Raw genomic sequence first — 9,207 nt, 5'->3', positions numbered from 1 at the left:
CCGCTCGACCAAACGGCGTCAGCCGAGCATTCTTATGCACGTTCATTCGGGGCCTCGGGACCAAGGGTTGGAGCTTCGCAACCCCAGCCTCTCAGCCCAGCCCCGAGTGAACAACCTTCATAGCTTCGACACCTAGGCCGCAAAACCTCTCCCGTTCATGGGAGAGGGGGACCACGAAGTGGTGGAGAGGGCGCTGCTACCGTCGCGGCGGCCAGGTCAGCGCACGGCCCCAACGCCCCCTCCGTCACCTTCGGTGACACCTCCCCCGTAAACGGGTGAGGTTTCGAGCTACCGCACCGCCTTCAGCGCCTCGGCCAGCGCATCCACCGCCTCCGCCGTCGTCGCCCAGGAACACATGAAGCGCACCGAGCCGTCGAGGAAGCGCATGCTTTCCCAGCCGGCGTCGGTCAGGCGCAGGCGGGTGGGCTCGTCCATCTCCACGAAGAGGCCGTTGGATTCCACCGGATGGGTCAGTGGGAAGGGCATGGCCGCGGCCAGGCGGGCGGCCATGGCGTTGGCGTGGGCGGCGTGGCGCAGCACCGCGCCATCCTCCAGCATGCCGACGAACGGCGCGGCGTAGAACCGGCCCTTGGACGGCAGCTGGCCACTCTGCTTCAGCCGCGCGTCCAGCCGCCGGGCCAGCGTGCGGTCGAACACCACCAGCGCCTCGGTGGGCGTCATGCCGGACTTGGTCCCGCCGACCACCAGCATATCGACGCCCAGCTTCGCGATCGCCTTCAGGTCGAAGCCGGCCGCCGCGGCGTTGAACAGCCGCGCGCCGTCGAGATGCAGCGCGAGGCCGCCGGCCTTGGCCGCTCCGGCCAGCGCCGCCAGGTCCTGGCTCGCGTAGACCGCGCCGTACTCCGTGGCGTTGGTCAGCGACAGGGCCGCCGGGCCCTGCGCATGGGCGTGGTCCGGCGTGGCCAGGGCCTCGGCCAGCGAGGCCGGGTCGACCTTGCCGTGGTCGCCGCCCAGCGCGCGCATGGCGAGGCCGCCGCCGAAGAAGCTGGGCGCGCCGGTCTCGTCGATGCTGACGTGGGCGTGGCCGTGGGCCAGCACCGCCTCGAACGGCCGGCAGAGCGCCGCCAGCGCGATGGCGTTGGCCGCCGTGCCGGAGGCCACGAACCGAACCTCGGCGTCGGCGTCCACCAGGCCACGGATCAGGTCGGCGGCGCGGGCGGTGAGGTCGTCGCTCCCATAGCTCACCGCGAAGCCCCGGTTGGCGGCGACCAGGGCGGCCATCGCCTCGGGCGCGGCGCCGGCGGTGTTGTCGGAGACGAAGTCGAAGCGGGCCACGGTCAGTTCGCGGTCTCGGCCATGATCTCGCTGAAGGTCGAGATGTCGATGTTGCCGCCCGAGACCACGCAGACGATCGGGCCTTCGGAGCCCGCCTTGCCGGTCAGCGCCGCCGCCAGCGGAAGGCAGCCCGCGCCCTCGGCGATGATCCGCGCCTTCTCGGCCATCAGCCGCATGGCGCGCCGCGTCTGGTCCAGGGTGACGACGATCGAGCCGTCGACGATCGGAGCCATGCGCTCCCACATGCGCGGGAACACGCTCTGGCCGCCGGCCCCGTCGACGAACGAGGCCTGCCATTCCGGGTACTTCTGGGCCGATCCCGCCGCCAGCGAGCGGGCGAAGGGCGCGGCGGTGTCGGGCTCGGCGGCCCAGACCTTGACGCCCGGCTTGACGGCTTTCACCGCGCTGCCGACCCCGGTGATCAGCCCGCCGCCGCCGACGCCGCAGATCACCGCAGCCGCGTCCGGGCAGTCCTCCAGGATCTCCAGGCCCATGGTCGCGTGGCCGGCGATGAAGGCGTCGTCGTCGAACGGGTGGATGAAGGTCCCTTCGACGCCGGGATAGGCGCGGTCGTCCAGCGCGTTCCAGGCGCCTTCGTAGGAGACCAGCACCAGCTTGGCGCCCAGCGCCCGCATCCGCTCCAGCTTGGCCTTGGGCCCGGTCTCGATGGCGACCACGGTGCAGGGCACGCCGGCCTTGCGGGCCGCGAACGCCACGCCCTGGCCCGCGTTGCCGGCGCTGATCGTCCAGACGCCCTTCTCGCGGTCCTCGTCGGACAGCAGCGCCACCGCATTGGCCGCGCCGCGCAGCTTGTAGGCGTTGATCGGCTGCAGGTTTTCCAGCTTCAGGCGGATGTCGGGAAAGCCCGCGCCCAGTTCCAGCTTGACCAGCGGCGTGCGGATCGCCGTGCCCGCGATCCGGCCGCGCGCGGCCTCGATCTCGGCCAGCGCGATGGGGCGAACGGGCGCGAGCGTGGCGGGCATAGGGGTCTCCTCGGGAACTGCCGCCCGCTTGTTAGCGCAAAATCGGCGTCAGGCTAGCTCCCGCGCCCCAAGTCCCTGGCCCACTGGCGGACGTCTTCGACGAACAGGTCCGGCTCCTCCATCGCGGCGAAGTGGCCGCCTCTGGGCATGTCGGTCCAGCGCACGATGTTGTAGGCGCGCTCGGCGAAGCTCCTGGGCGGGGCCTGATAGAGCGGCTCGCCGGGGAAGTTGGCGAAGGCGGTGGGCGTCTCGCAGCGTTCGCCAGGCTGGAAGGCCAGGCCGCCTTCCTCCACCAGGCCGCGGTAGTACCAGGCCCCGGTCGTGAAGCTGTCGGTCATCACATAGAGCATCACATTGGTCAGCAGCGCGTCCTTGCCGTAGGCCTCGTCCAGGGTTTGTTTCTGCGACAGGTCCGACCAGTCGTGGAACCGCTCGCAGATCCAGGCGGCCTGGCCCACCGGATTGCCGGCCCCCATCCAGGCGATCGACTGCGGCTTGGAGACCTGAAGGCGGAAATAGGCGCCCATCACGTCCATCATCCCGGCCTGGCGCTGGGCCCAGCCCACCTCGGCCTCGCCCTGCGGCCCGCCGTGCGGTCGGAAACCCAGCATGTTGAGGTGGATGGCCTTGGCGCTGCCGCCATGGTCGCGGCCCAGCCAGGACGTCACCATCGCGCCCCAGTCGCCGCCCTGGGCCAGGTAGGATTTGTAGCCCAGCACCTCAGTCATCAGGGTGTTGAACAGCCGCGCGGTGGTCCGCTGGCCGATCGGCCGCGTGGGCTTCGACGAAAAGCCGAAGCCGGGCAGGGAGGGGATCACCAGGTCGAAGGCGTCGGCCGCCTCGCCGCCGAACCGGCTGGGGAAGGCCAGCTTCTCGATCGCGCCCCAGAACTCATAGGGGCTGCCCGGCCAGCCGTGGGTGACGATCAGCGGCCGCGTTCCGCCGGCCTCGCCCACCACATGCAGGAAGTGCAGGTCGTAGTCCTCGACCCGGGCGGTGAATTGCGCAAAGCGGTTGAGGTCGGCCATCGCCGCGCGCCAGTCGTAGGCGCCCGTCCAGTGCGCGCACAACGCCTTCAGCCAGGCCCCGTCGCAGCCATAGGCCCAGCCGTCGGGAACCTGCGGGATCGGCGGCCAGGGATAGGCTCGCACCCGCTCCAGCACCGCCTCGACCTCGGCCTCGCCCCAGCGGACCTCGAAGGGTTGGATGTCGGCCATGCGCGCCTCCCGCTTCACCCCTACATCTGTCATCCCGTTTTTGCGAAGCAAAGACCGGGACCCATCGACTCTGCGGCGCAGCAGGATTTGCGGCGGCGACGCCGCGTCTCACGGTGGATCATGGAGTCCATGGGTCCCGGACAAGCGCTGTGCGCTTTCCGGGATGACAGCTGGAGAAGGGGCCTCAGTCCTGCGGGCGCACGCCGCGCATCAGGGCGGTGTTCAGGCCCTTGAACAGCCAGCGGCTGGCGCCCGGCGGGGTCATGCCGGCCAGCTCCAGGATCACCGTGCCATGGATCGCGGCCCAGAACATCAGGCCGAGCTCCTGCGGATCGCCCGCCATCAGCCCTTCCTTCAGCGCGTCCTGGACGAAGCCGGTCATGGTCTTCTGGGCGCGCAGGCCCGCGGTCACCAGGTCCGGATACCGTTCGGTGTTCGGCTGGTTGAAATCGAACATCAGCTTGTAGGCGTGCGGATTTTCCAGCGCGAAGGTCATATAGGCCTCGCCCACGGCCTCGCCGATGGCGGGCGCGCCCACCGCGCCGGTCCGCGCCGTCTCCAGCGCATCGGCGAAGCGGTTGAAGCCATTGGCCCGCACCGCGGCCAGGATGTCGTCCTTGTCCTCGAAATAGCGGTAGGGCGTCATCGGCGAGACGCCTAGCTCGGCGGCGAGCTGGCGCATGGTCACCGCGTCCGGCCCACGCTCCGCGAACAGCCGTTCTGCGGCTTCGCAAAGCCGTTCCCGGAAGTCGGCGACATCGGTTTCTGAAAGGACTCGAGGCATCTGCGACTCATTTGCACGGAAAGACTTGCAGAACGCTACTTTTTACGAAATAAATTTACACAGTAAGTTTTCACGGTACGCCCAAGGAGCGGAACCATGGACGGCAATGTGCGCATCAATCCCTACCTTTCGGGGAATTTCGCCCCGGTCCGCAGCGAGGATGACTTCGAACTTCCGGTGGTCGGCGAGGTCCCGGCGGGCCTGCGCGGGGCGCTGTTGCGCATCGGCCCCAACCCGCAGTTCGAGCCCCGCGACCCGGAGCATCACCACTGGTTCGGCGGCGACGGCATGGTCCACGGCTTCTATGTGGAGGACGGCCGGGTCCGCTACCGCAACCGCTATGTCCGCACGCCGAAGTGGGCGCTGGAGCACGCCCACGGCCGCGCCCTGTTCGGGTCCATGGGCAATCCCATGACCAGCGATCCGCTGACCGCCGGCAACGAGGGCGGCGTGGCCAACACCAACATCGTCTGGCACGCCGGCCGCCTGCTGGCCCTGGAGGAAGCCCACCATCCCTTCGAGATGGACCTGAACACCCTGGAGTCGAAGGGCTACGCGCGGGCCTACAGGGGCAATGTCACCGCCCACCCGAAGATCGATCCGGTGAGCGGCGAAATGGCCTGGTTCGCCTATGGCGTGGGCGGCCCCTTGTCGGCCGGAATGAGCTACGGCGTCACCGCCGCGGACGGCACGGTGGTCCGCCGCGATGACTTCCAGGCGCCGTTCGCATCCATGGTCCATGACTTTATGGCCACAAATAACCACGTTATGTTCCCGGTCCTGCCGCTGACCGGCAGTCTGGAGCGGGCGATGAAGGGCCTGCCGCCCTTCGCCTGGGAGCCGGACAAGGGCGCCCACGTGGGCGTGATGCGCCGCGACGGCGACGTCTCGTCCATCCGCTGGTTCAATGCCCCGGCCTGCTATGTCTTCCATCCGCTGAACAGCTGGGAGGAGGGCGACAGGCTGTTCTGCGACGTCATGCGCTACGACGTGGCCCCGCTGTTCCCCAAGGCCGACGGCTCGCCCGGCGACAAGTCCGCCGCGCGCCTGGTGCGCTGGACCTTCGACCTGGCCGCCAATTCCAACGCCATCAAGGAAGAGCCGCTGGACGACCTGGACGGCGAGTTCCCGCGCGTCGACCCGCGCGTCGAGACCCTGAAGCACCGCCACGGCTGGTATGCCGCCGATCCGTCGGGCGCCAAGACTGTGCGGCTGAATTCCATCGCCCACCTCGACCTCGCCACCGGCAAGCGCCAGGTCTTCGAACTGGACGCCGGCGACGCCACCTCCGAGCCGGTGTTCGTGCCCCGCTCGCCCGACGCGCCGGAGGGCGACGGCTGGATCACCGCGGTGATCTACCGCGCCGGCGAGGACCGCAGCGACTTGGCGGTGTTCGAGGCGCAGGACATCGCCCGTGGTCCCGTAGCGCTGGCCAAGGTCCCGAGGCGCGTGCCGTTCGGCTTCCACGGCAACTGGGTCGCGATGTAGTCTCGCCCGCATGGGCGGGTTCGCGGACTATGTGCAGGAGCTGTTCGAGGGCCTGGGGCCGGTGCGCGTCAAGCGCATGTTCGGCGGCCTGGGCGTCTGGGCGGGCTCTTTTGACGACAAGGGGGTGATGTTCGCCCTGGTCGACCAGGAAGTGATCTACCTCAAGACCGACGAGGCCCTGAAGCGCGAGCTGGAAGCCGAGGGCTCCGCGCCCTGGGTCTACAGCCGCCGCGACGGCTGGAAGATGGAAACCTCATACTGGCGCCTGCCCGAGACGGCGCTGGACGACCCGGACGAGGCCGTCGCCTGGGCCCGCAAGTCGCTCGCCGCGGCCCTCGCCAAGGCGGCGCAGAAGCCGCCGAAGCGGAAGAAGGCCTAGCCCCGCCTCAGACCAGCGCCCCGTGGCAGTGCTTGAACTTCTTGCCGGAGCCGCAGGGGCAGGGCGCGTTGCGCCCGGTGTTCTCCCAGTCGTCGGGCAGCGAGCTGACCGGCAGGGCCTGGCGCTGTTCGGCCGACAGGCCGTCGGGGAGCGCGCCCATCTGGGCCGCGTTCTCGCCGGTCAGCGGGTCCAGGTGCACCTCCTGGAAGTAGCCCTGCGGCGGCTGCGGCGGCTCCTCGAACTGGAACTCCACGGTCATCAGCCAGCGGGTCACGTTCTGGCGCAGGTCGACCAGCAGGCCTTCGAACAGGCTGAAGGCCTCGGTCTTGTACTCGTTCAGCGGGTCGCGCTGGCCATAGCCGCGCAGGCCAATGACGTTGCGCAGGTGGTCCAGGTGCATCAGGTGCTCGCGCCACTGCACGTCGATCATCTGCAGCACGAAGCTCTTCTCGACGGTGCGCATGTGCGGGCCGACCTGGGCGTCGCGCTCGGCGGCGCGGGCGTCGGCGGCCTGGTTGATGCGCTCCTCGATCTCCTCGTTGGCGATGCCGTCCTCGGCCGCCCATTCCTTCAGCGGCAGCTCCAGGCCCAGGAACTCGCGGACGTGGTGGGCCAGGCCCTCGATGTCCCACTGCTCGGCATAGGCCTTGGGCGGCAGGTGGCGGTTGACGAAGTCGTTGACCGCGTCGCGGCGCATCTCCGACACCACCTCGGAGATGTCGGGCGCGGCCATGAACTCGGCGCGCTGTTCGAACACCGCCTTGCGCTGGTCGTTCACCACGTCGTCGTATTTCAGCAGGTTCTTGCGGATCTCGTAGTTGCGCTGCTCGACGCGCTTCTGGGCCGTGGCGATGGCGCTGTTCAGCCACTTGTGGGTGATCGCCTCGCCTTCCTGGACCCCGAAGGTGCGCATGATCGAATCCAGCCGCTCGCCGGCGAAGATGCGCAAAAGGTCGTCCTCGCAGGACAGGAAGAACTTCGAATGCCCCGGGTCGCCCTGGCGGCCGGTGCGGCCGCGCAGCTGGTTGTCGATGCGCCGGCTCTCGTGGCGCTCGGTGCCCAGCACGAACAGGCCGCCGGCGGCCAGCGCGTGGGCCTTCTTGTCGGAAATCTCGGCCTCGATCTCGGCCTTGTGCGCCAGCGCCATCTCCGGCGTCACCTCGACGCCCAGGCCGCGCTGCTCCTCGCGCCAGTCGGCCAGCTTCATGTCGACGTTGCCGCCCAGCTGGATGTCGGTGCCGCGGCCGGCCATGTTGGTGGCGATGGTCACCGAGCCCGGCACGCCGGCGTCGGCGACGATCTTGGCTTCCTGCTCGTGGTAGCGGGCGTTCAGCACGCTGTGCGGCACGCCCTTGATCGTCTTGCCCTTCTCGTCGGTGAAGCTGTGGGCCTTCAGCATGTCCGACAGCTGCTCGGACTTCTCGATGGAGACCGTGCCCACCAGGATCGGCTGGCCGCGCTTATAGCAGTCCTCGATGAGCGCGATGATCGCCACATGCTTCTCGGCGGCGGTGCGATAGACCTCGTCGTCGTCGTCGATGCGGGCGATCGGCCGGTTGGTCGGGATCTCGGTGACATCCATCTTGTAGATGTCGAGGAATTCCTGGGCCTCGGTGGCGGCCGTGCCGGTCATGCCCGAGAGCTTGGAGTAGAGGCGGAAGTAGTTCTGGATGGTCACCGAGGCCAGGGTCTGGTTCTCGGGCTGGATGACGGCGCCTTCCTTGGCCTCGATCGCCTGGTGCAGGCCTTCCGACAGCCGGCGGCCATGCATCATGCGCCCGGTGAACTCGTCGATCAGGATCACCTCGCCGGCCCGGACGATGTAGTCCTTGTCCAGCTGGTAGATGACGTTGGCGCGCAGCGCCTGGTTCACGTGGTGCACGGCCGAGACGTTGGCGGCGTCGTAGAGGCCGGCGGTGTCGGGGGCCAGGTGGCCGCCCTCCATCAGCATCTCCTCGATCTTCTCCGAGCCCTCCTCGGTCAGGATCACCTGCCGCTGCTTCTCGTCGAAGTCATAGGTGGTCGGGTCCTTGATCATCTCTTTGATGAGCAGGTCGACGGTCTTGTAGAACTCGCTGCGGTCCTCGGTCGGGCCCGAGATGATCAGCGGCGTGCGCGCCTCGTCGATCAGGATCGAGTCGACCTCGTCGACGATCGCGAAGTTGTGGCCGCGCTGGACCATCTCCTCGGCGTCATAGACCAGGTTGTCGCGCAGGTAGTCGAAGCCGAACTCGTTGTTCGTCCCATAGGTGATGTCGGCGTTGTAGGCCGCCTGCCGCTGGCCCTGGGAAAGGCCGTGGACGATGACCCCCACCTCCATGCCCAGGTAGCGGTAGACCTGGCCCATCCATTCGGCGTCGCGCTGGGCCAGGTAGTCGTTGACGGTGATGACGTGGACGCCCTTGGACGCCAGGGCGTTCAGATAGACCGGCAGGGTGCCCACCAGGGTCTTGCCCTCGCCGGTCCGCATCTCGGCGATGCCGCCCTGGTGCAGCACCATGCCGCCCACCAGCTGCACGTCGTAGTGGCGCTGGCCCAGCGTGCGGCGCGCGGCTTCGCGCACCACGGCGAAGGCCTCTTCCATCAGCTCGTCCAGGGTCGCGCCCTTGGCCATGCGCTCGCGGAACTCGACGGTCTTGGCGGCCAGCTGCTCGGCGCTCAGGGCCTGCATCGCGGGCTCCAGCGCGTTGATCCTGGCGACGCGCGCCATCATCGACTTGACCTTGCGGTCGTTGGAGGAGCCGAAGAACCGTTGGAACATGCTCAAAGGGATAGGTCCGTGAGGCGGCGACAGGGCCCTTCGCCCGCCTCGTGAAAATCGCTCTTTTGGGGCGTGGGTGACTTAAGGACGGTAGGCGCTCAAGTCAACGCGGGGAGCCTGGGGCGGGAGGTCGCTGGGGGAGCGGCGTGGCGCGGCTGTGCGCCAGAAGCGGCCCTTGGATCCGCTCCAGTTTCAGGACGACGGCGCCGGCGGGATGCCCTTTAGCCGATTGTATTCAGCCATCGACGCGCCGGCGGCCGCGAGGTCCAGGTCCGGGGCGATGGTTCCGCGGAATTCGC

General features: G+C 68.7%; 7 protein-coding genes. 2 read left to right on the top strand and 5 right to left on the bottom strand.

The features are described from left to right. Positions 1–288: 288 nt before the first annotated feature. The 4 genes from VGL85_RS14875 to VGL85_RS14860 form a co-directional block, all read right to left on the bottom strand. Complete coding sequence (locus VGL85_RS14875; protein ID WP_331589741.1) at positions 289–1,296, bottom strand: beta-eliminating lyase-related protein; 1,008 nt, start codon at positions 1,294–1,296, stop codon at positions 289–291. 2 nt (positions 1,297–1,298) lie between these two features. Further along, positions 1,299–2,279 carry a threonine ammonia-lyase gene (locus tag VGL85_RS14870; RefSeq protein ID WP_331589740.1) on the bottom strand — a complete coding sequence of 327 codons (981 nt, stop codon included), beginning with the start codon at positions 2,277–2,279 and terminating at the stop codon, positions 1,299–1,301. Between the two features lie 53 nt (positions 2,280–2,332). After that, a complete protein-coding gene (locus VGL85_RS14865) occupies positions 2,333–3,496 on the bottom strand; it encodes an epoxide hydrolase family protein (RefSeq protein WP_331589739.1) in 1,164 nt (387 codons plus the stop codon). A 184-nt stretch (positions 3,497–3,680) separates the two neighbouring features. Further along, positions 3,681–4,280 carry a TetR/AcrR family transcriptional regulator gene (locus tag VGL85_RS14860; RefSeq protein WP_331589738.1) on the bottom strand — a complete coding sequence of 200 codons (600 nt, stop codon included), beginning with the start codon at positions 4,278–4,280 and terminating at the stop codon, positions 3,681–3,683. Positions 4,281–4,376: 96 nt separating this feature from the next. Between VGL85_RS14860 and VGL85_RS14855 the strand changes: the two genes are divergently transcribed. Together VGL85_RS14855 and VGL85_RS14850 are read left to right on the top strand one after the other, a co-directional pair. Beyond that, complete coding sequence (locus VGL85_RS14855; RefSeq protein WP_331589737.1) at positions 4,377–5,768, top strand: carotenoid oxygenase family protein; 1,392 nt, start codon at positions 4,377–4,379, stop codon at positions 5,766–5,768. A 10-nt stretch (positions 5,769–5,778) separates the two neighbouring features. Beyond that, on the top strand, positions 5,779–6,147 hold the full coding sequence (locus VGL85_RS14850; RefSeq protein WP_331589736.1) for a TfoX/Sxy family protein: 369 nt from the start codon (positions 5,779–5,781) through the stop codon (positions 6,145–6,147). 7 nt (positions 6,148–6,154) lie between these two features. On the opposite strand, the gene secA is transcribed toward VGL85_RS14850, so the two are convergent. Beyond that, positions 6,155–8,908 carry a preprotein translocase subunit SecA gene (secA, locus tag VGL85_RS14845; RefSeq protein WP_331589735.1) on the bottom strand — a complete coding sequence of 918 codons (2,754 nt, stop codon included), beginning with the start codon at positions 8,906–8,908 and terminating at the stop codon, positions 6,155–6,157. Positions 8,909–9,207: the final 299 nt, after the last annotated feature.

Source organism: Phenylobacterium sp. (genome assembly GCF_036501465.1).
In the GTDB taxonomy this organism is placed as follows: domain Bacteria; phylum Pseudomonadota; class Alphaproteobacteria; order Caulobacterales; family Caulobacteraceae; genus Phenylobacterium.
Note: the sequence above shows the minus strand (reverse complement) of the source record. Positions and strands in the feature narration are given on the sequence as shown.